Annotated in this window: 22 protein-coding genes and 4 pseudogenes; 15 read left to right on the top strand and 11 right to left on the bottom strand. The window is 32.4% G+C overall.

Translation table 11 applies throughout. The features are described 5' to 3' along the window. Nucleotides 1-47 precede the first annotated feature (47 nt). A pseudogene (locus tag A9G24_RS13305) lies at nucleotides 48-270 on the top strand (integrase core domain-containing protein); the annotation flags it as partial. 30 nt (nucleotides 271-300) lie between these two features. On the opposite strand, the gene A9G24_RS02775 reads toward A9G24_RS13305, so the two are convergent. Together A9G24_RS02775 and rhlE are read right to left on the bottom strand one after the other, a co-directional pair. Continuing rightward, a complete protein-coding gene (locus A9G24_RS02775) occupies nucleotides 301-636 on the bottom strand; it encodes a YggL family protein (RefSeq protein WP_065637669.1) in 336 nt (111 codons plus the stop codon). Between the two features lie 36 nt (nucleotides 637-672). After that, a complete protein-coding gene (rhlE, locus tag A9G24_RS02770) occupies nucleotides 673-1977 on the bottom strand; it encodes an ATP-dependent RNA helicase RhlE (protein ID WP_081303051.1) in 1305 nt (434 codons plus the stop codon). Nucleotides 1978-2278: 301 nt separating this feature from the next. Between rhlE and nikA the strand changes: the two genes are divergently transcribed. The 6 genes from nikA to A9G24_RS02740 are packed head-to-tail and all read left to right on the top strand — an operon-like array spanning nucleotide 2279 to nucleotide 8614. Continuing rightward, nucleotides 2279-3844 (top strand): nickel ABC transporter substrate-binding protein, encoded by a 1566-nt coding sequence (nikA, locus tag A9G24_RS02765; RefSeq protein ID WP_065637668.1) that lies wholly within the window; start codon nucleotides 2279-2281, stop codon nucleotides 3842-3844. 26 nt (nucleotides 3845-3870) lie between these two features. Then, on the top strand, nucleotides 3871-4815 hold the full coding sequence (gene opp1B, locus A9G24_RS02760) for a nickel/cobalt ABC transporter permease (protein WP_065637667.1): 945 nt from the start codon (nucleotides 3871-3873) through the stop codon (nucleotides 4813-4815). After that, nucleotides 4812-5642: a nickel/cobalt ABC transporter permease gene (gene opp1C / locus A9G24_RS02755; protein WP_065637666.1), complete on the top strand. Its 831-nt coding sequence runs from the start codon at nucleotides 4812-4814 to the stop codon at nucleotides 5640-5642. The genes opp1B and opp1C overlap by 4 nt, the downstream gene beginning before the upstream one ends. Then, on the top strand, nucleotides 5639-6505 hold the full coding sequence (locus A9G24_RS02750) for an ABC transporter ATP-binding protein (RefSeq protein WP_065637665.1): 867 nt from the start codon (nucleotides 5639-5641) through the stop codon (nucleotides 6503-6505). Before opp1C ends, A9G24_RS02750 begins: the two co-directional genes overlap by 4 nt. Then, nucleotides 6506-7285 (top strand): ABC transporter ATP-binding protein, encoded by a 780-nt coding sequence (locus A9G24_RS02745; protein ID WP_065637664.1) that lies wholly within the window; start codon nucleotides 6506-6508, stop codon nucleotides 7283-7285. A gap of 3 nt (nucleotides 7286-7288) precedes the next feature. After that, nucleotides 7289-8614, top strand: a complete 1326-nt coding sequence (locus A9G24_RS02740; protein WP_065637663.1) for an MATE family efflux transporter — start codon at nucleotides 7289-7291, stop codon at nucleotides 8612-8614. 159 nt (nucleotides 8615-8773) lie between these two features. Here the strand turns inward: A9G24_RS02740 and A9G24_RS02735 are convergent, their stop codons facing one another. The 8 genes and pseudogenes from A9G24_RS02735 to mobH all read right to left on the bottom strand — a co-directional run bounded on the left by A9G24_RS02735 (nucleotide 8774) and on the right by mobH (nucleotide 14565). Next, nucleotides 8774-9130: an MmcQ/YjbR family DNA-binding protein gene (locus A9G24_RS02735; protein WP_065637662.1), complete on the bottom strand. Its 357-nt coding sequence runs from the start codon at nucleotides 9128-9130 to the stop codon at nucleotides 8774-8776. 350 nt (nucleotides 9131-9480) lie between these two features. Then, on the bottom strand, nucleotides 9481-9909 hold the full coding sequence (locus tag A9G24_RS02730; RefSeq protein ID WP_065637661.1) for a hypothetical protein: 429 nt from the start codon (nucleotides 9907-9909) through the stop codon (nucleotides 9481-9483). 203 nt (nucleotides 9910-10112) lie between these two features. Further along, on the bottom strand, nucleotides 10113-10319 hold the full coding sequence (locus A9G24_RS02725) for a hypothetical protein (protein WP_065637660.1): 207 nt from the start codon (nucleotides 10317-10319) through the stop codon (nucleotides 10113-10115). A 549-nt stretch (nucleotides 10320-10868) separates the two neighbouring features. Beyond that, nucleotides 10869-11168: pseudogene (locus A9G24_RS13135) on the bottom strand (integrase core domain-containing protein); the annotation flags it as partial. 3 nt (nucleotides 11169-11171) lie between these two features. Further along, a pseudogene (locus A9G24_RS13130) lies at nucleotides 11172-11306 on the bottom strand (integrase arm-type DNA-binding domain-containing protein); the annotation flags it as partial. A gap of 450 nt (nucleotides 11307-11756) precedes the next feature. Beyond that, on the bottom strand, nucleotides 11757-12404 hold the full coding sequence (locus tag A9G24_RS02705) for a site-specific integrase (protein WP_065637657.1): 648 nt from the start codon (nucleotides 12402-12404) through the stop codon (nucleotides 11757-11759). Continuing rightward, nucleotides 12398-12715, bottom strand: a complete 318-nt coding sequence (locus A9G24_RS02700) for a phage integrase SAM-like domain-containing protein (protein WP_065637656.1) — start codon at nucleotides 12713-12715, stop codon at nucleotides 12398-12400. Before A9G24_RS02700 ends, A9G24_RS02705 begins: the two co-directional genes overlap by 7 nt. A 26-nt stretch (nucleotides 12716-12741) precedes the next feature. Then, the gene (gene mobH / locus A9G24_RS02695; RefSeq protein WP_065637655.1) at nucleotides 12742-14565 is read right to left on the bottom strand and encodes a MobH family relaxase; all 1824 of its coding nucleotides are present in this window, start codon (nucleotides 14563-14565) and stop codon (nucleotides 12742-12744) included. Nucleotides 14566-14942: 377 nt separating this feature from the next. Between mobH and A9G24_RS02690 the strand changes: the two genes are divergently transcribed. The 8 genes and pseudogenes from A9G24_RS02690 to A9G24_RS02650 all read left to right on the top strand — a co-directional run bounded on the left by A9G24_RS02690 (nucleotide 14943) and on the right by A9G24_RS02650 (nucleotide 22394). Next, entirely contained in the window at nucleotides 14943-15401 is a 459-nt protein-coding gene (locus tag A9G24_RS02690) for an STY4534 family ICE replication protein (RefSeq protein WP_065583138.1), read from the top strand. Between the two features lie 177 nt (nucleotides 15402-15578). After that, entirely contained in the window at nucleotides 15579-15956 is a 378-nt protein-coding gene (locus tag A9G24_RS02685) for a HigA family addiction module antitoxin (protein ID WP_065590143.1), read from the top strand. Continuing rightward, the gene (locus tag A9G24_RS02680; RefSeq protein WP_065583136.1) at nucleotides 15946-16236 is read left to right on the top strand and encodes a type II toxin-antitoxin system RelE family toxin; all 291 of its coding nucleotides are present in this window, start codon (nucleotides 15946-15948) and stop codon (nucleotides 16234-16236) included. Before A9G24_RS02685 ends, A9G24_RS02680 begins: the two co-directional genes overlap by 11 nt. Nucleotides 16237-16502: 266 nt before the next feature. Further along, complete coding sequence (locus tag A9G24_RS02675) at nucleotides 16503-16895, top strand: hypothetical protein (RefSeq protein WP_065637654.1); 393 nt, start codon at nucleotides 16503-16505, stop codon at nucleotides 16893-16895. Nucleotides 16896-16985: 90 nt separating this feature from the next. Continuing rightward, nucleotides 16986-17375 carry a hypothetical protein gene (locus A9G24_RS02670; RefSeq protein ID WP_065637653.1) on the top strand — a complete coding sequence of 130 codons (390 nt, stop codon included), beginning with the start codon at nucleotides 16986-16988 and terminating at the stop codon, nucleotides 17373-17375. 631 nt (nucleotides 17376-18006) lie between these two features. Beyond that, nucleotides 18007-18264: a hypothetical protein gene (locus tag A9G24_RS02660; protein WP_065637652.1), complete on the top strand. Its 258-nt coding sequence runs from the start codon at nucleotides 18007-18009 to the stop codon at nucleotides 18262-18264. A 356-nt stretch (nucleotides 18265-18620) separates the two neighbouring features. Next, nucleotides 18621-21135: pseudogene (locus A9G24_RS13300) on the top strand (DNA cytosine methyltransferase). Then, nucleotides 21132-22394 (top strand): restriction endonuclease, encoded by a 1263-nt coding sequence (locus A9G24_RS02650; protein WP_065637651.1) that lies wholly within the window; start codon nucleotides 21132-21134, stop codon nucleotides 22392-22394. Before A9G24_RS13300 ends, A9G24_RS02650 begins: the two are co-directional and overlap by 4 nt. Before the next feature lie 141 nt (nucleotides 22395-22535). On the opposite strand, the gene A9G24_RS02645 is transcribed toward A9G24_RS02650, so the two are convergent. Then, nucleotides 22536-23246: transposase (locus A9G24_RS02645; protein WP_442902748.1), on the bottom strand; the 711-nt coding region annotated here is incomplete at its 5' end.

Raw genomic sequence — 23246 nt, 5'->3', positions numbered from 1 at the left:
ATTATCATAAGTATATTAAACTAACTAATTAAATCCAACTAAACAATCAAAAATTTACCAAACCGGCCTGCCCGCAAACGAATGGGAAAGCGGAAAGAGTGATACGAACTTTGAATTGAGATGTGGCATAATGTGCAAATATTCGAAGATTCAAAAGATAGGCAACAAAAACTTAAGTGATTTATTAACTATTATAATACAGTTAAACCACATAAGGCGATTTCGGGAAAAACACCTTATGAGTTTTTAGAGGATTATTTTAGCCATTGAAGTGTAAACAACTCGGCATTTTCCCACAAATTAGAACTCTAATTCATCCCACCAAATATCAATAAGTTGGCTAGTTTTTACATTTTTCAGACCATGAGTTTCCAGCCATTTTGTGACAATGTCACGATGTTCTTCAGTACAGTTCCCTAATTTTTGGGTGCAAATAATTCCTTTCCAATTTAAATAACCGCTTCCCTCATAAGCTAAACCATTGGGTTGAATAGCTTCAAGAATAAACTGATCAACGATATTATCTAAAGTCTCTTCGCTTGTACCTTCGTCAAAACACCAACTAACCGTAAAGCCTAACTCTTTAAACTCTTCAATGTGTAATTTTTTTCGTAAACGTCTGCTGCGATTTACCATAATAGTTTCCTTCTACATTATTAAATATTAATTAGTTTATTTATTTTTAGTATGATTATGTCGGCTTGATGATTTCACACCATCTTGATTGAACTGCGACGATCGGTTTGAGCTTGCACTTCCTCTTTTTGGTGGTGCTCGCCTTTGTGATGATTTTTTTATCGGTTCAGCTTTAATCTTAGGATCAACTTCAAAACCTTGGGTTGTTAATTCTGGAATCGTTTTTTTAATTAACTTTTCAATCGCTTTTAATTGGGGAAGCTCATCAATGCATACCAGCGAAATAGCCTTTCCTTCATTTTGAGCGCGTCCCGTTCGCCCAATGCGATGCACATAATCTTCTGCTACTTGCGGAAGTTCATAATTAACCACATAAGGAAGTAACTCAATATCAAGACCGCGAGCGGCAATATCGGTTGCGACTAATGCTCTGATTTGTCCACTTTTAAAATCTGCCAAAGCTTTAGTGCGTGCGCCTTGGCTCTTATTGCCATGAATGGCTGACGCTTTTATACCATCTTTAGTCAACTGTTCAGCTAAGTGATTCGCACCATATTTAGTGCGAGTAAAGACCAACACCTGTTGCCATTGATTTTTACCAATTAAATAAGACAACAACTCACGCTTACGACGTTTATCAACCCGATGCACATATTGGGTGATCTGCTCTGAAGCGCTATTTGTTTTCGCAACAGCAACCAATTCTGGGGCATGCAAAATCGATTGCGCTAATACTTTTATTTCATCAGAAAAAGTTGCCGAAAACATCAAGTTTTGGCGTTTTTTAGGTAATTTAGCAATCACACGGCGAATATCATGAATAAAGCCCATATCTAACATGCGATCAGCTTCATCCAACACTAGCATTTTAATCGTTGAAAGATCCACTGCATTTTGTTGCACTAAATCCAATAATCGACCTGGTGTTGCAATTAAGATATCCACACCGCCACGTAGTTTCATCAGTTGCGGATTAATACTTACCCCACCAAATACCACCAATGACCGAATGGGTAAATAACGGCTATACTCACGAATATTTTCGCCAATTTGTGCAGCAAGCTCACGAGTCGGCGCTAAAATCAATGCATATAAAGGACGTTTGCCTTTTTTCGCATCAGGTTTATTGGTTGCTTGCGCTTGCTGTTCGCCCCATTTTTGCAAAATAGGTAAACCAAAACCTGCGGTTTTACCTGTACCGGTTTGCGCACTTGCCATAAGATCTTTACCGGATAAAATGACTGGAATAGCTTGCTGTTGGATAGGCGTTGGGTCTGTATAGTTTTGTTCTTGAATTGCTTTTAAAATCTCAGCGTCTAAGCCAAGAGAGTCAAATGACATGAAATGATTCCTAAATAAATGAAAAGTGGATTGTCCGCTTACATTATAAAGCAATTCCATAATATTTTCTGTTTATTTTGTGACTTCCTATTTTCCACAATAAAATTTACTGTTTGTTTATTATTATAAAATAAAATTAGGGTTATATATAACATAACTTGAAAATAACTCATCAATTTATAGTTTTAATCATAATGATTTTTAATATGTTTTTTTATTAAAATAGATAAATGATATTTATTATCATTTGCGATTATGCTAATATTCTGCTCCCTAACAACAATAGTTTACTGGATTGCATATGCATTTAAACTTTAACCAAATTAAAAATGTGTTAATGGTCGCACTTTTATCACTTTTTAGCCTTAACTGTTTTGCTAAAGATGATATCACCTTTGCAAACTTCCGCGATATTCGCGATTTGAACCCTCATCTTTATGGTGGCGAAATGTGGGCTCAAAATATGTTGTATGAATCACTTGTTCATTATAATGAAGATGGCACATTTTCCCCTTGGCTTGCAGAAAGCTGGACTATCACTAACCAAGGAAAAACCTATACTTTTAAACTTAGAAAAGATGTGACCTTTAGTGATGGCGCTAAATTCGATGCCCACAGTGCCAAATTAAACTGGGATGCAGTCCTTGCCAATAAAGTCCGCCATACATGGCTTGAAATGGTACGTTTAATTACCGAAGTTAAGGCAGTAGATGATTATACTTTACAAGTCAATCTATCTGAACCTTATTACCCTTTTTTAATTGAAATTGCCGTCACCAGACCAATGCGTTTTATTTCGCCTAACGCGATGATTGATGGCGAAACCAAAAATGGTGTTAAATCTTTTATTGGTACCGGCCCTTATGTTTTAGGCGATCATAAAAAAGATCAGTATGCTATTTTTAATGCAAACCCTAACTACTGGGGAAAAAAGCCGCAAATAAAAACAGTAAAAATGAAGGTCATTGCTGATAATCAAAGCCGTTTAATGGCGCTTGAAAAAGGTGAAATTGATCTTATTTATGGCAAAAACATGGTTGATGCTGATTCCTATGAACGATTTGTTAAAATGGATAAGTTTCAAACATTAATGTCAAAGCCTGTTTCTAGCCGAATGGTCTTAATGAATACCACAAGACCCCAGCTTAACGATGTCAATGTACGACGAGCAATTGAACATATCATCAGTAAAAAAGATATTTCTGAAGGGATCTTTAATAGCAGTGAAGCGCCAGCAGATACGTTAATGGCAACAAATATTCCTTATGCTAATATCGGTTTAAAACCCTACCAATATGATGCAAAATTAGCAGAACAACTACTGGATAAAGCGGGTTGGATTAAAGTTGATGGTCAACATTATCGCCAAAAAGATGGAAAACCTTTCGAAATTACGCTTTATTATGATAGCAACACAGCCTCGCAAAAAACTATTGCACAATACATGCAAGATGAATTTGAGCAAGTGGGATTAAAACTCAATATTCATGGTGAAGAAGAACAAGGCTATCGTGATCGTCAAAAAGCTGGCGACTTTGATATGGTTTTTGATATTTCATGGGGTATGCCGTATGATCCTCAATCTTTCTTAGCCGGTATGAAACTGCCTGTATATGGCGACTATATCGCTCAGCAAGGTTTACAAGAAAAGTCTCAAATTGATGCCAACATTAGTAAAGCCCTGATCTCAACTGATGAAAAAGAACGACAAGAACTTTATCGCTATGTACTTGAAACGCTGCATAACGAAGCGGTCTATATTCCTTTAACTTATGAACGTAACCGTGCTATTGCCATAAAATCATTAAAAGGCATCGAATTTGCACCTTCGCAATTTGATATTCCATTTGACAAAATGCACTATTAATTGACTTATTTTATTACTTAATAAAAATGTTAAATTATATAATAAGACGTTTAATAATGATGATACCGATTGTTATCGGTATCTCATTTATCGCGTTTTTGTTAATTAACTTAGCTCCCTCAGATCCAGCAGAAGTGGCATTACGCTTAAACGAAATAATGCCAACCCCTGAAGCAATTGAAAGTATGAGTCAAGAACTTGGTCTAAACCAACCGTTTTGGCAACGCTATTTTAATTGGCTATATAATGTCTTTCATCTTGATTTTGGACGTTCATTTATCGAGCGCGACAGATTAGTCTGGGACGAGATGATCCGCTGTTTAAAACCCACGCTTATTTTAGCCACTTCATCTTTTATTTTTACCTTGATTATTAGTCTAGTACTGGGTGTATTATGCGCCATTTTTTCCAACTCAATATTTGATCATATTTTGCGTATAATCATATTCTTAGGTACTGCCATGCCAAGTTATTGGCTTGGTCTATTATTGATTTGGCTATTTGCTAACTATCTTGACCTATTACCAACTGGTGGTTATGGTTCTTGGCAAAATTTAATTTTACCCACCTTGACGTTATCATTTGTGTATATTTCTACTTATGTTCGTTTTATTCGAAACAATATGATCGAAAATATGCATAACTATTTTATTTTTTATGCCCGCAGTCGCGGACTAAAAGAACGAATCATCATTTTAAAACATGTATTAGTTAATTCATTGCATACCACAATTACTGCGTTGGGTATGACTATTCCACAACTCATCGCTGGCTCATTTGTGGTTGAATATATTTTTTCATGGCCAGGGCTTGGACGCTTATGTATTTCAGCAATTATGAACCGAGATTACCCAGTTATTCAGGCTTATATCTTAATGATGGCTATTTTATTTGTGGTTTGTAATTTTATTGTCGATGTTTTACACCAATTATTCGATCCACGATTAAGAGATAGTGGTAACATTTCATGAATTTACTTAAACAACTTGTTAAAAATAAAATTGGGCTATGTTGTTTAATCATTATTGCCACTATTATAATTTTAGGTATTTTTGCCCCCTATATTGCACCTTTTGACCCCAATAAAGTTCGAATAGTGCGCAAATATGCCAGCATTTCTACCGAACATTGGCTCGGATGTGATCATTTAGGTCGTGATATCTTTTCGCGATTACTTTATGGTATTCGTACAACGCTCTTTTTATCGTTATTAACCATGACAATTACCATTATCATTGGTTCAATAATTGGCTTAATTTCGGGCTATAAAAGAGGCAAGCTTGATGAAATGATAATGAGAGCGTGTGATATTATGCTCTCCTTCCCGAGTCAAGTGATGATACTTGCCATTGTTGGGGTACTTGGCGTTGGAATCGAAAATGTCATTATCGCCAATATTGTTGTAAAGTGGGCTTGGTATAGCCGAATGATCCGCAGCTGTGTAATTAAATATAGTCGTAAAAACTATATTCTTTTTTCGCGAGCAATTGGCGCGCCCCATTGTTTTATTATTCGCCGTCATTTATTACCAAATATCATCTCTGAACTCATTGTGCTTGCAACACTCGACACCGGTTGGGTTATTTTAAACATCTCAGCACTCTCTTTTATTGGATTAGGTGTACAAGCGCCAACGGCTGAATGGGGGCTGATGTTAAGTGAAGCGAAAAACGTAATGGTTCAGCACCCTATGCAAATGGTCTTTCCTGGCATTGCTATTCTAATTGTTGTTGCTGCCTTTAATATGCTCGGGGACTGCTTGCGAGATATTCTTGATCCAAAGGAAAAAACTGCATGAGTGACAAATTGCTTGAGGTTAAGAATCTAACCGTAACACTTGATAGCAATCAAAAATTGCTCAATGACATTTCTTTTTACCTTAAACAACATCAATGCCTCGGCATTGTTGGCGAAAGCGGTAGTGGCAAAAGTTTAACATGCAAAGCCATTATTGGCTTATTAGAGCCCTATTTTTCTGTTCAAGGTAAAATTCTTTTTTCACCGCAAACTTCCAACATTCAGTTACAAGAAACTGGTGATTTATTAAAGCAAACTAGAGAAACACTACGGTTCATTCGTGGCAATGTGGTTTCGGTCATTTTACAACACCCTATGAGTGCTTTTGATCCCCTTTATCGTATTGGTAAACAAGTGGTCGAAACATTACTTGCCCACCAATCAATCAGCAAAAGTGAAGCCATAACAAAAGCCCTTAATATGATGGCAGATATTGGGCTTAATGATCCTAAACAAGTTTATAATAAATATCCTCATCAACTCAGTGGTGGAATGTTGCAACGAATCATGATTGGTATTGCTCTAATGCTTGAACCTGATCTAATTATTGCTGATGAGCCCACAACAGCTTTAGATTCAATTAGCCAGTTTCATATTTTAAAAATGTTTGAACAAATCAAACAACAATCTAAAACAGCCATGATCTTTATCTCGCATGATTTGGGTGTTATTCATCATATAGCAGATCATATTATTGTGATGAACCAAGGCAAAATTGTCGAACAAGGTAGCTGTGAGCATATCTTTTATCATTCTGAAAATGACTATACACAATATTTAATAAATGCACGAAAACAGCTATTAACCAAATTTAATGCCGTTATTCAGCCAAATACCCTTACATCAACATCGGAGACAATTTAAATGCCACCGTTATTGCAAGTTGAAAATGTAAAGAAAGCCTTTTTACAACCCAATCAAGGCTTGTTCAGCCGAAAAAAAACGCCAATTATTAAAGATGTCTCTTTCTCATTATATCAAGGGGAATGCTTAGGCATTATTGGTGAAAGTGGCAGTGGTAAAAGCACGTTAGGCAAACTGATTTTAGGACTTGAAAAACCTGACAGTGGTAAAATCTACTTTAATGGATATGATACTACACAACGTGCTTGGCGTAAATCGGCGATGCGGCGAGACATTAGTGCGGTATTTCAAGATTATAATGCCTCGGTTAATCCCTATTTTACTGCATCTGAAATTATTGCCGAACCCATTGATATTTACGAAAAAATATCATCAAGCGCACGTAAAAAACGCATTGATGAACTTTTAGAGCAAGTTGGCTTAGATCACACCTTTTATAACCGCTTTCCTCATGAAATGAGCGGTGGGCAATTACAGAGGATCTGCATTGCACGAGCTATTGCTTGCTCACCTAAATTTATTTTATTTGACGAGGCAGTCAGTTCTTTAGACATATCAGTACAAACGCAAATATTATCTTTGCTCTCTGATTTACAAAAACAGTTAAACTTAACCACGATTTTTATTACTCATGATTTAACCACAATCACTTATTTATGCGATCGTATTATCTTTTTTTATCAAGGTAACATTGTTGAACAGGTGGATAACATTGACCAATTAAATCAAGTCAACCATGCTTATTCCAAACAACTTCTTGACTCTATTTTAGGTTTTTAAATTATGATAGCGCCATCACCATTAAATAAGCAGTATAATTTTAAAGATTATCTTGCTCTGGTAATTCCTTTTATTATTTCAACCATTACAACGCCCTTACTCGGTGTTGTAGATACTGCCCTAGTGGGTCATTTACCCAATCCAGCATTTATTGCAGGGATTGCTGTTGGTACGGTTATTTTTAACACCCTATATTGGTTATTTGGCTTTTTACGTGTAAGTACAACCGGTTTTGCAGCACAAGCATTAGATGATCCCATTTTATTAAGAGCCTCACTCATCCGTCCTCTGTTTATTGCAATTTTATTAGGTATCATTTTTATTATTTGTCAAAGCGTGATTTTCAATACCGCAATGCAGATTATTAAACCAAATCAAGACGTACAACATCACTCACACACCTATTTTACTATCCTGATTTGGGGTGCGCCGTTTGTGTTAATCAATTACGTTTTAGTCGGATGGTTAATGGGCATGGCGAAAATAAAAGCCGTCTTATTTTTGCAGGTATTAATCAATCTACTAAATATTGTTATGGCAATGATTTTGGTATGGGGATTTCAATTTGATGTATCAGGTGTCGCCTTTGCAACCTTAAACGCGCAAATAATCTGCACATTATTAGGCATTTGGTTTATTTATCGTTATTTACCTAAAGCCAAGCAAAAAACCGATCTCGCCACAATATTATCTTGGCAATCATTAAAAGGCGTGATTTTAGTGAATAGCAACTTAATGATTCGAACTATTTGTTTGTTAATTGTCACCAATCACTTTATCTCGATTGGCTCTAGTTTGAGTACCGAAATATTAGCCGCTAACGCTGTCTTATTCCAAATTCATTACTTAATGGCTTATCTATTTGACGGCTTTGCCAACGCATCAAGCGTATTTAGTGGCAAAGCAAAAGGCACTAAAGACATTACTTTATACAATCAAACGTTACGCTGGTCAAAACTTGCCTGTATTATTTGTCCAATCCTATTAGTTGCAATTTGGTTGACCCTTGATACTACTATTATCAAATTACTCACCAATCAAATTGACATTATTGACATTTGCTTGCAATATCAACCTTGGTTAATCATCTTCCCTATCGTGGTGGCTGGTGGTTTGATCTATTACGGCGTCTTTTCGGGCATTAGCTATACTTCGTCTATCCGTGATTCAATGATACTTTCTTTAATATTATGGTTAATATCGCAATATATTTGCGTACCAATCTGGGACAATAACGGGTTATGGCTTTCTTATATTTTATTTAGTTTAGGTAGAACCTTATTTTTAGTCATCTGGATAAAAAAATCCAAAAATTATCTATTACACTAATCAACTAAACTATCTGCTCGATATCTGGGCTTTATGCTACCTAAAACATTGTTCAGATAGTTTATATAAAAAATACTCAAGAAGTCATCCATAATACGTTTGTTATTGGATAAACCAATTGCTTAATTATATATTGCCTAAAAACTATATCCATACAGTTTAGATCGTTAAATTATAACTATGGTTTAATAAATTTATGATTTGTTCAAATGATATCGAACCGTCGAGCATTATTGTGATCCAATGATTTTTATTCATATGGTAAGCCGGTAATAAACCTGAACTATTTTTTATTATAGAAATCAATTCTGGATCGGATTTCACATCAATTATCTCTACCATATCGTTAGATCGAAAACCTAATTTATTTTTCTCAACTGACATAATTAAACCAAACCATTTACCATTACATTTATGTCGAAGTGCTTTATAATCAGGAAATTTTTTAAAAGGGTGATCAACTTGAACTTCATTCAAAGTCTGTGTGTATTCTATTAATCTATTTTTCAGGCTCATAGTTATTTCCTTTTTCGATTCACTAAATCTAAAGTTATAAACAGCTGGTTTAATCCTACAAACTACACTAACTCGTGACCTATTTTTAAGTTTTTCAATAGGATATAATCTTTCTTAAAAATTATAAATATAATTACGCTAACTATTTCAATTTTTTTTTAAAGTAAAAATAGTGAAAGAAAAAGATAAATTTGACATTAAAAAACAATACTTAATTTTACCGTGGAGAACAAATAAAAATACTAATTTACAGTTTCTTATTACACTCAGGTTGCAAAATTACCGATAATTTTACAACCGCCTTTAAGAGAGCAAACACCGCATTGATGCGGCTGCAATCAATAATCTGCTTATTGTTTTTGACAAATTTCATCAATTGATAATGTTGCAGGCACATTACGATTATCAGTGAATTGTAAGCGGAATAAAAAGCGAATATCATAAGCTCGTAACACATCAATCACGTCTTGCTTGTCACAAAATTGCGCATTCAGACCAAGCCTAATGCCTTCAGTGATATCTTCCATTGATGCACTTTGGCTATCGGTTGGCATATTGTATTCAAAAACGACGCTATTAAGGTTATAAAAAATATTAGTGACTTCGTAACCCGCTTCGACTTTAACCGGAAATGATCCACCTTCGCCTAATATCGATCTTTTAGCACTATCCGCAAAGGCTTTAGTTATATTTGCTGACAGAGGCAATTCGGCACTATACGCGCTCGAAATCATAAAAAAAGCAGAAAATAGCGCAGCCAATTTTATTCGTTTTTTCACTTCAGTATTCCTTATATTGAATCTTAATCAAGTTATATTATTTTAGCGGCATTATTAGTTTCGATAAGCCTAATTAGGTTGTTATTTTACACAAAAAATCAGAAAAAATAATAAAATATTCATCAAAACGGCAATTATCTAAAATCGACACAATCAAAAAAGGCAACCCAATGGCTGCCTTTAATCGTCTTAAGTGACTAAAATCACTTTTTATTTGGATGAGGATCATTAACTGAATCACCCTGTCCAGACATAATATACCAACCATTTTTTCTATGCGGTTTTTTATTATGATCAGGGCAAGGAGGTAACGATTTTTTGCTTTGGTTTGAATACATATAGCCACAATCGGCACACTTATAAGTACCAGCCGAAACATCACTACCATATGGAGCAAATTTTTGTACCATGATAAGTTTCCTCCTAATAAAATTGTCGATAAGTCCAATTACTTATCAATGTATATATAAGCGCTGATTTAAGAAAAAAGCAAGTACAATTTTTCAACAAAAAATCAATAAAATATTTATTTTTATTACACAAAAAACCTTCTGAAAGTGCATTTATTTTATTGAAGTTTTTATGTTGTTTTTTTTAAATAAACCAATCCTTTTGATATTGCTATCGTTTTGAAAAATTGGGATCATGAGGCTTGCTTAAAATAGCGTTACTATTTTGTTTTAACACAAAGCAAATCAACCATCTTAATACCTTAATAATAAACAATATGCCATATGCCAAGCCACTTAAAACTGGAAATAAAAATGCACATAAAAAGACAAAAAGTTCATTTAAACCAATATAGTAAACCACAGCACTAAAGAAAACAGCTCCACCCCAAAAAGTACAAAACAGTTCGTGGTTCGGCTACACTAAATCATACAACTTTTTTAAAAGGTAAGGTAAACTTATCACAACTAAAAAATATACTAGCTTAAATTTAATCTGACAGACACGCCCTACTCATCGGCATTCGTTCTAACACAATAGCTGTCTGATGAGTAAAATAAATTCTCTAGCTGCTTTGCCTCTACCCAAGTTTGCCAAGGTGTCTTACCATAACAGTATTTCCCTGAATGTGCTCTTTCCCGATTGTAAAACTCTAGCCAAAGCTCAATATCTTGTTGTATCTTTTTCAGTTCTGTATATATTTTACGTCTAAACATAATATCATAACATTCAGTCTTCATCGTCTTATGGAACCGCTCACATATACCATTCGTTTGCGGACTGTAGGCTTTTGTTTTCGTATGCTCTATGTAAATACCCCATATTTTAGAACCAGTCTTTTTAATAAACAAATACAACCCATCGCCATCAGATAAAGTGTAATCCTTTTCTTTTGGCTTGGCGTTTTTAATTTGGGTATCAGTAAGAGGCTTAACTATTTTTACCATGTTATACAACTCGTATGTTATATTCAAACGTATAACATAATATATAACATAAAAGTTTGAATTTTGCTAAATCAGGATGAACTTAGTTGAAACGTAAATTAACGATAAAGCTTGTTAGATAAAGGTTTTTTGAACGTTTTTAAACTTGCTTGATTCTTGCGATGGTGACCCCTACTGGACTTGAACCAGTGACCAATCGATTATGAGTCGAATCGGCTAACCAATTGATTTTAATGTTTAATTAATTTCCACGTATTAATAATACCTCATAAAGAGGGATAGATATTGTTAACAAATGATAAATAAATTAAAAATTTTGTCAACATTAATAATCATCCATTATTGTATGTATTACTACTAGTATTCTATATCAATTACATTGAATACTAGTAGTAAACCATTATTGAATAATTTTCATAATCAATAAACAATTATTTATATAATTAACCATTATTTTAATTGATTAAAATGCTCATCTAAACAAGATCTTAATTGATCATGATCTGTTACTATATATTCTAATGTTGTTGACAACGATGAATGCCCTAATAGCTCTTTTACTAATGTTACATTCCGATCAGGGTGTTTCATCAAATTTGTTGCTAATGTATGTCGAAATCGGTGAGGACTAACTTTAACATTGCAAACTTTTGATAATCGCTGAAAAAATGCATCTATTCGATCAAAATTCATTTCTTTGTAAAAATCACATTTATCATTTTTAAAATGATAAATATTAAATAGCTGCATGGTCGGTTTTTTATTTAACATTTTTAATTGTTTCTTTAATTCAACAATATCTTGAAAAACATCGTCAATCAGAGGAATTTCTCGTTCGTTATGAGTTTTCGAGCCCTCTTCTCTTAAAAAAAGTTTTTTATCTTTATCATTAATATCACAAATACGAATATGCAACAATTGATTACGTCGAATACCCGTATACTGCAAAATTTTAATCAGTGTTATCCAAAATTGGGCGGGATAACAAAAATCTCTTGGTGATTCTTTTAGCTGTTTTTCTTTAAGAAAACTTAAACAAATATCAATATCTGCTTGTGATATAGTCTTTTTAGCTTTCTTTCCTGGTTTTATTAACATCTTATCAAATGGATTTTTTTTTGAATAACTAAGCTTTGTTCTATACCAAATCCCATTAACGCTTTAAAATGACGACAATAACTATTCCACGTTACATGTTTACATTGTCTGACTTCCAAAATATGGCTTCTAAAGTTTGATACTGTTTTATGGTTAATTGAGTTAATATTTGTAAAATCACTATTAAAAAATCGAGTAAATGCTTCAATATACCTTCTATAATTATAGATAGTTTGTTTACGCAATTGTTTAAATTCTAGATATACTATGAGCAATTCCTGCCAAGATATTTTTTCTTTTTTTATTTCCATAAATACTCCTGATTCTCATTTTCTCACTAATTGTTTTTGTAAATATTAACATCATGAATTAATGTTAGATGTGGATTATCATGCAAATTATTCTCAATAGCAAATAATGGTTTGTTATCAATTAAATAACCTTTGATAAAAGTATGGCTTTTTCTTTTCCCAGAAATTAGGCACTTCCAGATATTAAATCCTTCATCACTAAATTTTGTATGAATTTTCAACTCTTGAAATTCACGTTGATATTGTTTCCAGTTACTATCATCATCATTACCATGTATATATAAACTATATTTTTTAAAAATTTTGGGAGTTATCATGAATATTTTGCCGTCAATAGTATGAATACATGCGTTCTGATTATTAACTGGTAGTTTTTTATCAATAATTTGACTCCTAACCCATTTAAAAAATGGGTGATTATAGATATCATCATTATCTAATGTGTTAAAACTACACTCATTTGAAATAGAAATATTATTATTTTTTGAATCATTCCTTTTTATCTGACGGTCCTCTTTGGAATTGTCGCAATCATCATGATTATCAGCCATATCCACATTGGAAAATAAACTAAATATTGTATCTTGCATTATAGAAGCTTTGTCATCTACAGACTCAGATACAATGTTTAATTTTGGCTTTTCATCAGCTTCGGCAGGAATTGCAGGAATCATAAGATCATTTTTTTCAACAGCTTCAGCTTCTGTCAGTGGAGTGATTGAACCTTTAAATGGTTCTGGAGCATTAGTAATATTATGAAAAGCCACATTAGCAGGTATACGGATAAGTGTTAATTTTTCAGCAATCCAACCACTCTCCTCAGATTCAATTTTACACGGCCAAATAGTTTTATCCTCATTTGCTATTGCTATCCCGTGCTCTTTTAGTATATTAAATATTTTTGCATTATCAGTCGGTATATCAGTTATACCATTTTGCAACAAATTAGCTTTCATTTTATCGGTGAATGACTTACTGATAACCCAAACATCTTTCCCATCAAACCAGCCATCGCAAGCTTTTGGACCATTCAAAATTAATTCCGATTCAATTAAATACCTTATCGAAACTATCATTTTACTCATTAATGATACTGGTTTGCTCAGTATTTTTGTTGGATCTCCACCTAGGTTATTCGATACAGAAAACATATCTGCTTTTTGTATAATTTCGGATAATACGCCAGCTTTTTCAGTGCGACCAGAACATAAACTTAAAAACGATTTAAATAATTCTGGGAATTGAGATAACCAAGTGATACTCTCATCTGGTAAAATTCGTTTAATCATCAATGCAGCAGCACTCGGATGAAGAGAATAATCCCTATCTTTTTTATAATTAAACCGATACGGTAAATCTAAATTGCTTTTCCACGGATACCAGATGTTACCGTCATTCATTTCGACATGCACATCTACAACAACTTTTCCTATGTCATGTAACAATGCACCGTATACAACTGCGGCACTCCAAGCCTGAGCTTGTCTTGGAATATCTTCGGCATTAGCTCCAAGTAAGTAAGATTGCCTCAACTTCAATGCATAATTTGCCACCTCAAGTCCGTGATCAATCATACCACCTGTATACGAATGATGGTGTGCCTCCGAAGCGGGCAGTAATTGCACTATTTCAACATAATTATTGATAACATCCATGTATAGTTTATTAAACCGTTGTTGATCAATTGATACTCGTTGCCAAATTAGTGAGATCAGCTTTTTTCGAGAAGGTGTATCAAGCAATTCTGTTGCCGATTTTGGAATATACCAGTCTTCCAATGATGATGAATTCTCATTATTGATACTCTCATGTTTATTTTTAACAATTAACTTTTTTATGAAATGAAACATAATCACTACAATTTTTAAATACCTGTATATTTATCAATATAAACTTGGTGAACCATATTTAATATAGAAAAATAAATATTCATCAAAATATTTTATTGCGGATTTTTACTTAATTAGTATAATTAGTTTGTTTCTTCTACTTTTTTAGTAGCAAACAACGAGAAGATGATCATTAATTCTCAGACGTAGCCAGAAATGGGACGTTCCTTTTTTAAGGTGATCACGCCCTAACAACCAACAAACTCACTACTTCTGTAGGTTGGTAACATCATTTGATGTTGAGTTCTTATTAACCTATCTTTTACTCACCCATAGGGGAATTTTATCCCTTTGGGCTTAAATTCTCCTTTTTTATTGACTTAATTTTGGAGAATATTATGACTAACTCAACTAATAACACAGTAACTAAACAATTTTTTGATTTACATACAACTGGAATTGGCTATTTAAACCGAATCCGTGAAGTTAAAGTCAAAAATGGTAAACCTTATTTATCATGTACAATCGCAGCACTAAGAGGAAATTGTCAAAGCGCCGAATATACTTACATTAACTGTAACGTTACCGGTGAAAAAGCAAAAAACTTAGTTGAAAAATGTATTGAAGCAAATAAAGCTAACAAAAAAATCTTAATCAGTTTTTGTGTTGGTGATATCTATGCTGAAACATTTACATACAGCACTGGGGTTAAAAAAGGAGATGTTGGAATCAATTTAAAAGCTCGATTACTAAAAATCTCAAGCATTAAAATTGATGGTGAGCTTAAATATTCGGATAAAATCGAACATTTAGAAAATCAAAGTGAACCTCAAGAAGAACTCAGTAATGTTGCATAACAATTAACAACTCAAAAAAGCAAGGAAACTTGCTTTTTTAATTGTTAAATCAGTTGCTTCAACTCTCCATTTGTGATGTAATCCATCACATGAACAGACTTATATGATAAAAAGTTTTGAACATAAAGGGCTGGAAATTTTTTTGAAACTGGTTCAACTAGAGGTATTGGAGCATTTATGGAAATGTTTAACCCTTCACATCCAGGTGAAATTTTATTAGACGAAATTTTACCTAATACATTAAATATGACTATTACTGATTTTGCTAAACATCTAGGTTTTTCGCGTGAAACAATATCAAGAGTGTTACATGGTAAAGCCCCTATTTCGCCAACCCTAGCTTGGCGATTAGAACTAGCTGGAATTAGCACTGCAAGAATGTGGTTATCATTACAATCCCAGTATGATTTATGGCAAATTAAACACAAATCAAACCAACCAGAAATAATTCGTTTAGTTCCGTGTATTGACGAAGATGAAGATATTCTTAGAATTGCCGAAGATAGACTCAGAAATCCTGGTAAAATTATTGAGGTAAATGTGGATGACCTTTAAAGTCGTGTTCGATGAAAAGGCATTTAAAGAATGGAATAAATTAGATCGGAGTATACAGCTTCAATTTAAAAAAAAGTTAAAAAAACTTCAGATTAACCCCTATATTGAATCAGCTAAGTTAAGTGGCTCACTGTCTGGGTGTTTCAAAATAAAATTGAGGTCATCTGGATTCAGAATGGTCTATAAAGTTATTGATGAGCTTATTATTATCAAAGTGTTAGCGATAGGTAAGCGAGAATCTTTAAATGTTTACAACGATGCAAAGCAGCGCATTAATTAAATCGTTATACTAATTTTTTTCGCTACTTTTAGTGGCAAACATAGAGAAGATGATCGTTAATTCTCAGACGTAGCCAGTAAAATGGGACGTTCCTTTTTTAAGGTGATCACGCACTAACAACCAACAAACTCACTGTTTTTTGCAGGTTGGTGACATCTGTTTGATGTTGAGTTCTTATAAACTTATCTTTTACTCACCCATAGGGGAATTTTATCCCTATCGGGCATAAATTCTCCTTTTTATTGACTTAATTTTGGAGAATTATCATGACAATTAATTACATTAAAGACTTATTTACAAATAATTATGGATTTAAACTAGAGATCACGTTTACGGACAATAATCAGGTCGAAATTATCACTTCTGAGCGTAGTTTTAATTCAATTATTGAGGTTGAAAATGAGATTACTCACATTCTTGGTAATGTTTGGGTTGATGGTGAAATTAATAATCGTCCATGTAAAGTTAAACGTGCATCAATAGTAGACAATTCTACCCAGAACATAGTAATTAGTGGCTTAGTAAATGTAGTATTAGTTCATTGGCAGTTAAACCCAACAACTAATTTACTCGAATATCTGAAACGCAAATTACCTATTGTTCGTAATATTGAAATAGTTAAACTCATTGATCTAACTCGTTATGAATTAGCCTTATAAAGATTATATACAATTTGAAAAATTTCCATTAGGAGAATACTCCTAATGGAGGTTCTCCTTCAATTAAACTTAAACTATAGGAGAACACTTATGCACAAAATTAATAGATTATATCTTCGAGATGATATTATAAAAATTGATGACGATATATTATCTAATATTAAACGATATGATTTGATTAATTCATTCTCTGATGGAGAAGGTGTTGAATTTAATCTCTATCTATCAGAAATGGAAGATTGGTTGATAAAACAATGGCAATGTAACAATTTAAATGATTTCAATCATAAAATTGCTAGCCGTTTCAATTCATCTTACAAAGAAATTTTATCATCAGGAGATTATACACAATGTTTTTTGATTTGCTTTTTGGAGCATTTAAAAGAATTAGGTCATAATGCCTATTTTGATTTGTATTCTGATGCTGTATTAAGTGTTGATGGTGAAATTATCGATAATGTTAATGAATTAAAGAGTTAATTGGAGCATAGAGACTAAATGGACATAACACATTTAGTCTTTATTATACGCGGCAATTAGCTATTCTGCTAAAGTATCTTCAATGAATTCATCATTGAAATTAAGTGTATTTAATCCTAATTCTGATATATCTCCTTTCCAGAAAGTACTTTCTGAAACAGCTATTTTGTCCATTACAAAAATATAAAGAAACTTGCTTTTTTTTAACGACACTATGATGTAATACAATATGCATTACAGCTACTTATATATGGGAAGTAAAGAATGGGAAATAAATCTATTCAAGTCAGAGTAAATGAGCGATTAAGAAATGATTCATTTTCTGTATTGAATCAATTAAATATTGAACCCAATGACGCTATACGTAGTTTTTTTACGTTATGTTGCCTGTATCAAAAAATTACCCTTTAAAGAAGTAACTAAGTTCATTGATAACGATGGAGATATTCTTAGCATTATTGAAGATAGGTTTAATAATCCAAATAATACTGTAAAAGTGAATATTGATGACTTGTAAAGCCGTTTTTAATAACAGTCGTTTAACGACTGAAATACATTTGATATTTTTATAAAATATATTTTAAAAAAATAAACTATTAAGTCCTTATTTTTCGACTAAGGAACAAAATAAATGAGTTGCCCAATAATTTATCCTGATATTAAAGCAAGGGCTATTAAAAACCCTTCAGAAGAGGATTATTTACGTTATGAGAATACTGATCACGGTTTACTTGATGATGATACATTTGGAGAGTTAACTAAACGAAAAATTCAAGAGTTATTCAAGACTCAAAGCTATGTTGAACAAGTTGGAAATGAAATCTGGCGAGTTAAACCAGATGGTTCTCGAGAACTCGTAAAAAGGATTGTTAAAATTGAATGTAATTAACAATACTAATGAAACTAAACTGAATGATCTAACATTTCTTATTATTTGAAATAAGTAAGCAAACTAAAATATATCTAATTGGATTACAGGATATATGATAAAATCACTTAAGATAGAAGTATCAGCTAGAACTTAAATTAATCGTCCAATTTATTGAACAATATGTAGTTTATTATTAATACGATCATAAACTATATTTTTCGTAATAAAGTTTATATGCGAATGAATAAAATCTTATTATGAAAAATATAGAAGATACAAATGGTTTAGTTTTTATATCTAATTCATCTCCTCTCGGCCATTTCTCAAAAAACATATATGGGATAAAATAGTTGGATAATATTAAGGAGAAATTGATGAGCAAAAAACATACATACATAAGTCTTTTTTCATCTGCCGGAGTCGGATGTTATGGGTTTAAATTAAATAATTATGAATGTATTGCAACTAATGAATTAATTGAAAGAAGAATTAATATTCAAAAAATTAATAAAAAGTGTCGTTTTGATTCTGGATATATTAATGGTGATATTAAACAAGATGAAATCAAACAACGTATTTATCTAGAAATTCAGCGTTGGCAAAAGTTAGGTTATCATCGTGTTGATGTCGTCATTGCAACGCCTCCTTGTCAAGGTATGAGTGTTGCTAATCATAAGAAAAAAGAAAATGAAATTGAGCGAAATAGCCTTGTAGTTGAAAGTGTAAATATGATAAAAAATATTCGTCCATATTTTTTTATTTTAGAAAATGTTCAGGCATTTTGGAAAACAGGTTGTACAAATAATCAAGGAGAAGTGGTTGCTATTGGCGATTTAATCTTAGCTGAATTGGCAACGGATTATAAAATTGAACATCGAATTATCAATTTTAAGAATTATGGTTCAAATTCATCTCGCACAAGAACTTTAGTAATTGGAGTGGATAAAAATTTATCACATTCCCCTAGCCAATTTTTTCCTGATGAACGTGATGAAGTTACTCTTAAGAAAGTAATTGGCAACATGAAATCACTTGATTGGGGAGAATATGATAATAATGATTTTTATCATAGTTTTCGTGTTTACCCTGAACATATGCGAGCTTGGATAACTGATATTAAGCAAGGGCAAAGTGCTTTTGATAACGTTGAATTAAATAAACGTCCCCATAAAATTGTAAATGGTGAAATAGTGCTTAACAAATCCAAAAATGGGGATAAATACACTCGCCAACTTTATGATAAAGTCGCTCCGTGTATTCATACTAGAAATGATCAACTAGCAAGCCAAAATACTGTACATCCAATAGATGATCGTGTCTTTTCTATTCGTGAATTAATGAAATTAATGACTATCCCTGATCAATTTAAATGGGTCGATATATCATTAGAAACATTGAATAATTTATCTTTAGCAGAAAAACAAAAAATTTCTAAGAAAAATGAGATGAATATTCGTCAAAGCATTGGGGAAGCTGTACCAACAGCAATATTTAAAACGGTTGCGGAAAAAATTAAGCAAGTAATTTGATATGACAGAGAAAGAAATATTACAACTGATCGAAAGACATGAACTTAATGATGAAAACTGTTTATCTAATTACCTTTTATCACAACTTAAAAATAACACTATAGATACTACGGTACTTTCTCGTATTATTGAATTAAGTAATAGTGAAAGAGAAAATCATTCTGCTTATTATACAAACCCTTTTATTATTCAAGAAATCATTAATTATTTACCTGATTTTTTGGAAAAATCACAACTACATATTTGTGAACCATCTGTAGGTGCAGGTAATTTCTTACCTTTCTTATTTGAGAAATATAAGCATATCCCAAAAGTGAAATTCACGTTAATCGATATTAACCCCAAAACTTTAGAATGGGTAAAATTAATTTATAATCAACAAAGATTACCCGAAAATATTGAATTAGAATTTATTTGTAATGATTTTATGTTATATCAACCAGAGAGAAAGTTTGATTTAATAATTGGTAATCCGCCTTTTACAAAGCTAAAAAGAACAGACCTTAGTTTATTTGATATAGAAAACTATAGCCAAAATGTCAAAAATCTCTCGGCCTTTTTCCTTGAAAAATCGTTACAATGTGCAGACGTTATTTCTTTAATCATGCCTAAAAATTTACTTAATACTCCTGAATATAAGGAAACAAGAGAAAAGCTAACAAATAATAAGATCCAATCTATTTTGGATTTTGGTGAATTAGGTTTTAAAGGTGTATTGGTAGAAACAATCAATATAATTTGTAATTTGAAAGAAAATAATCAAAGAAATATTGATGTATGTTCTTTACCTAAAAAACTAAAATTAATCCAAAAAGCAAATTATATTTTTGATTCTGCTTTACCTTATTGGGTTATATATCGGGATCAAGATTTTGATAAGGTGTTTAAAAAGTTAAAATTTAACCAGTTTACTGTTTTCAGAGATCGTCAAATTACAAATGAAAATTTGTCATTAGTAAAAAAACATTCAGAACAAGTTAGAGTATTAAAATCTAGAAATATTAGTGATTTAGGTGATAAAATTATAGATATAGAAAATTATGATGCTTATATTGAGCAAACAAAATTAATGAAATTATCCGTTGCTAAATATTTTGATCGTGAAGATGTTTATTTAACACCAAATATGACATATAAGCCTAGGTTAATGCGAAAACAAAAAGGCTACATTATGAATGGTTCAGTTGCAGTATTAATACCTAAATTTTCATATCATCTATCAGATGATGAATTAAAATATTATGCAAGTTCTGAATTTAGACATTTTTATCAAATAGCAAGGAATTATCAGACAAGATCGTTAAATATTGATGCTAATAGCGTTTTTTGGTTTGGTTTAAAAAATAGGGAGATAAAATGAGTAATGACTTTATTCAAAATTTCTTATCAAAATATGATTACGATGTGAAACTATCAGGTAATGCGCGTTGGATTGATCAAAAATGCACTTATGATGTTGTGCAAATTATTGCTGACTGTATTCTAGAATATACACAATCAAGCACATCAACCTCTTTTACAGTTAAAGACATTTGGGATAGTAAATATGCTCAGGAAAATGTGCAAACGATATTTTCAAAACCAGATCCTAGCCAAAAATCACGCAATGAATATGATAAGTATTTTGGACAACCTATTAAGTTACTCGCTTATAGTCGAATTTTAATTGAAACTAAAGTTAGTACTAGGTACTTATATCGAATTAATAACCTTGAATTATTACAACATATTGCTTTACGTCCATTAAATACACTGAATTTCCTTACTCATTATATCGAAAAAGTATTAAAAGACAGTGGATTGGCTACTAGTTTTAATGATTTTCTTAAAGTCCAAAATAAAGAGAGTTATCAACAATTAAAAGATACGTTTACATCATTTACGATTGACAACACACCGATTAACGGTAGTATAGAGTGTGGACGAATTTTTACAAAAATTATCAATCCATTAGCATTCAAATATAAAAAGCGGGGAACAGAAAGAGGACATATATCTAAAAACCTAATTACACTGCAAGATCTCACTTATAATCGCTTAAATTGGCGAGATCAACTATCTGGAAAGTCGAAACAAATTTCACGTCAAGAACACCAATCACTAGAACAACAACAATCAAAAAATTACCACGAATATTTGGTACAGAAAGCTAAAAAAGATGTGCGTAAATTTAACGATCTATATCGAAACGGAAAATCTGAAGTGTATCAATTAGGTGAAGATATTTTAGCAAGCCAGATTCATCATATTTTCACAAAGTCTGATTTTCCTGAAATTGCAGATTACCTTGAAAATTTAATTGCTATAACACCAAATCAACATTTTGGCATGGCACACCCTGAAAATAAGACCGCTTATATTGATAAAAATTTTCAGTACATCTGTTTAATTGCTAAATGTTCATCTATTATGGAAAATTTAACTCATTCAAAGGGCATAAAAATCTATGATTTCGAAGATTATCGTTTTGTATTAAACGTTGGCTTTAAAACCGATAAATTTAATTATATTCCCCCATTAGATTTTGCATCTATAATTAAACAAATTGATTTTTTCTGTAGTGATTATTTAGGAGGTGCATATTCAGCTCTTGTGGAAAGTAATTATCCAGTAATATAAAAACTAGAAAATATTTCCCATTAAACTATACAAAAATGGGGAACATGTTGTTGATGAATTTATAATAACAAAAACTGGCACATAACGTGCCAGCTCAGATTGATGACAAACCTCGATATAATTCGGGGTTTATTTTTTTATTTAAACCATAAATAGGATTTTTAATTTGGATTTTATTAAATAAATTAAAAAATAGCTTAAAAAAACGTAACAAAATAGCTTTATCGCTATTTTCTTGATATTTTGAGCCGTTGCGGCCAATAAACACTGCATTTGAACCTGCGCTCTTCCTCTAAATCGTGCATAGCGATGTCCGTGATGTTGTTTAGCATCAGCAAAGCTGCGCTCTATGGTTTCTTTTCGCCGAGCATAGACTTTTTTACCCCACTGACTTAAACGAATCTCGTTGGCTTTCTCTTTATCTGCTTCCCAGATATGCCGTGTGATGACTTTCTGTGTATTTTTACTCTGTGTACACTGTGACAATAACGGACAGATTTTGCAGGTTGTTGCATCAGAATGATAATGACGATAACCTTCCCTGCTGGTAGTTTTATATATTAATGTTTGCCCGTTTGGGCAAGTATAAGTATCGTTTTGACTGTTATAGATAAACTGCTTTTTTCTGATGGGATTCGCACCATGGGTGGGGCGGCGATAACCCAACACCGGATATATCTGCTCTGCCAGCAGTAAATGGCAAATGGGAGCCGTAAAATAACCCGCATCAAGACCGACACCAACCGGATTAAAGCCAAACCGCTCTAGCTGGCGTTTTAATCGAGCCATATAAGGCTGGGAATCATGAATATTTCCAGCTGTGACATAGGTATCGGTAATTAAATTATGTTT

Source organism: Gilliamella sp. App6-5 (genome assembly GCF_001690525.1).
Lineage (GTDB): Bacteria > Pseudomonadota > Gammaproteobacteria > Enterobacterales > Orbaceae > Gilliamella > Gilliamella apicola_H.
This window is presented reverse-complemented; position numbering and strand designations above follow the sequence as displayed.

Bases quoted from the DNA above. Each gene is read 5' to 3' on its own strand.
- A9G24_RS02650 (WP_065637651.1), top strand. From the start codon at position 21,132: ATGAGTAATGACTTTATTCAAAATTTCTTATCAAAATATGATTACGAT.
- A9G24_RS02680 (WP_065583136.1), top strand. From the start codon at position 15,946: ATGACCTTTAAAGTCGTGTTCGATGAAAAGGCATTTAAAGAATGGAAT.
- A9G24_RS02660 (WP_065637652.1), top strand. From the start codon at position 18,007: ATGAGTTGCCCAATAATTTATCCTGATATTAAAGCAAGGGCTATTAAA.
- A9G24_RS02700 (WP_065637656.1), bottom strand. From the start codon at position 12,715: ATGGAAATAAAAAAAGAAAAAATATCTTGGCAGGAATTGCTCATAGTA.
- A9G24_RS02685 (WP_065590143.1), top strand. From the start codon at position 15,579: ATGGAAATGTTTAACCCTTCACATCCAGGTGAAATTTTATTAGACGAA.
- opp1C (WP_065637666.1), top strand. From the start codon at position 4,812: ATGAATTTACTTAAACAACTTGTTAAAAATAAAATTGGGCTATGTTGT.
- A9G24_RS02740 (WP_065637663.1), top strand. From the start codon at position 7,289: ATGATAGCGCCATCACCATTAAATAAGCAGTATAATTTTAAAGATTAT.
- opp1B (WP_065637667.1), top strand. From the start codon at position 3,871: ATGTTAAATTATATAATAAGACGTTTAATAATGATGATACCGATTGTT.
- A9G24_RS02745 (WP_065637664.1), top strand. From the start codon at position 6,506: ATGCCACCGTTATTGCAAGTTGAAAATGTAAAGAAAGCCTTTTTACAA.
- A9G24_RS02705 (WP_065637657.1), bottom strand. From the start codon at position 12,404: ATGTTAATAAAACCAGGAAAGAAAGCTAAAAAGACTATATCACAAGCA.
- mobH (WP_065637655.1), bottom strand. From the start codon at position 14,565: ATGTTTCATTTCATAAAAAAGTTAATTGTTAAAAATAAACATGAGAGT.
- A9G24_RS02690 (WP_065583138.1), top strand. From the start codon at position 14,943: ATGACTAACTCAACTAATAACACAGTAACTAAACAATTTTTTGATTTA.
- A9G24_RS02775 (WP_065637669.1), bottom strand. From the start codon at position 636: ATGGTAAATCGCAGCAGACGTTTACGAAAAAAATTACACATTGAAGAG.
- A9G24_RS02670 (WP_065637653.1), top strand. From the start codon at position 16,986: ATGCACAAAATTAATAGATTATATCTTCGAGATGATATTATAAAAATT.
- nikA (WP_065637668.1), top strand. From the start codon at position 2,279: ATGCATTTAAACTTTAACCAAATTAAAAATGTGTTAATGGTCGCACTT.
- A9G24_RS02675 (WP_065637654.1), top strand. From the start codon at position 16,503: ATGACAATTAATTACATTAAAGACTTATTTACAAATAATTATGGATTT.
- A9G24_RS02750 (WP_065637665.1), top strand. From the start codon at position 5,639: ATGAGTGACAAATTGCTTGAGGTTAAGAATCTAACCGTAACACTTGAT.
- rhlE (WP_081303051.1), bottom strand. From the start codon at position 1,977: ATGTCATTTGACTCTCTTGGCTTAGACGCTGAGATTTTAAAAGCAATT.
- A9G24_RS02725 (WP_065637660.1), bottom strand. From the start codon at position 10,319: ATGGTACAAAAATTTGCTCCATATGGTAGTGATGTTTCGGCTGGTACT.
- A9G24_RS02735 (WP_065637662.1), bottom strand. From the start codon at position 9,130: ATGAGCCTGAAAAATAGATTAATAGAATACACACAGACTTTGAATGAA.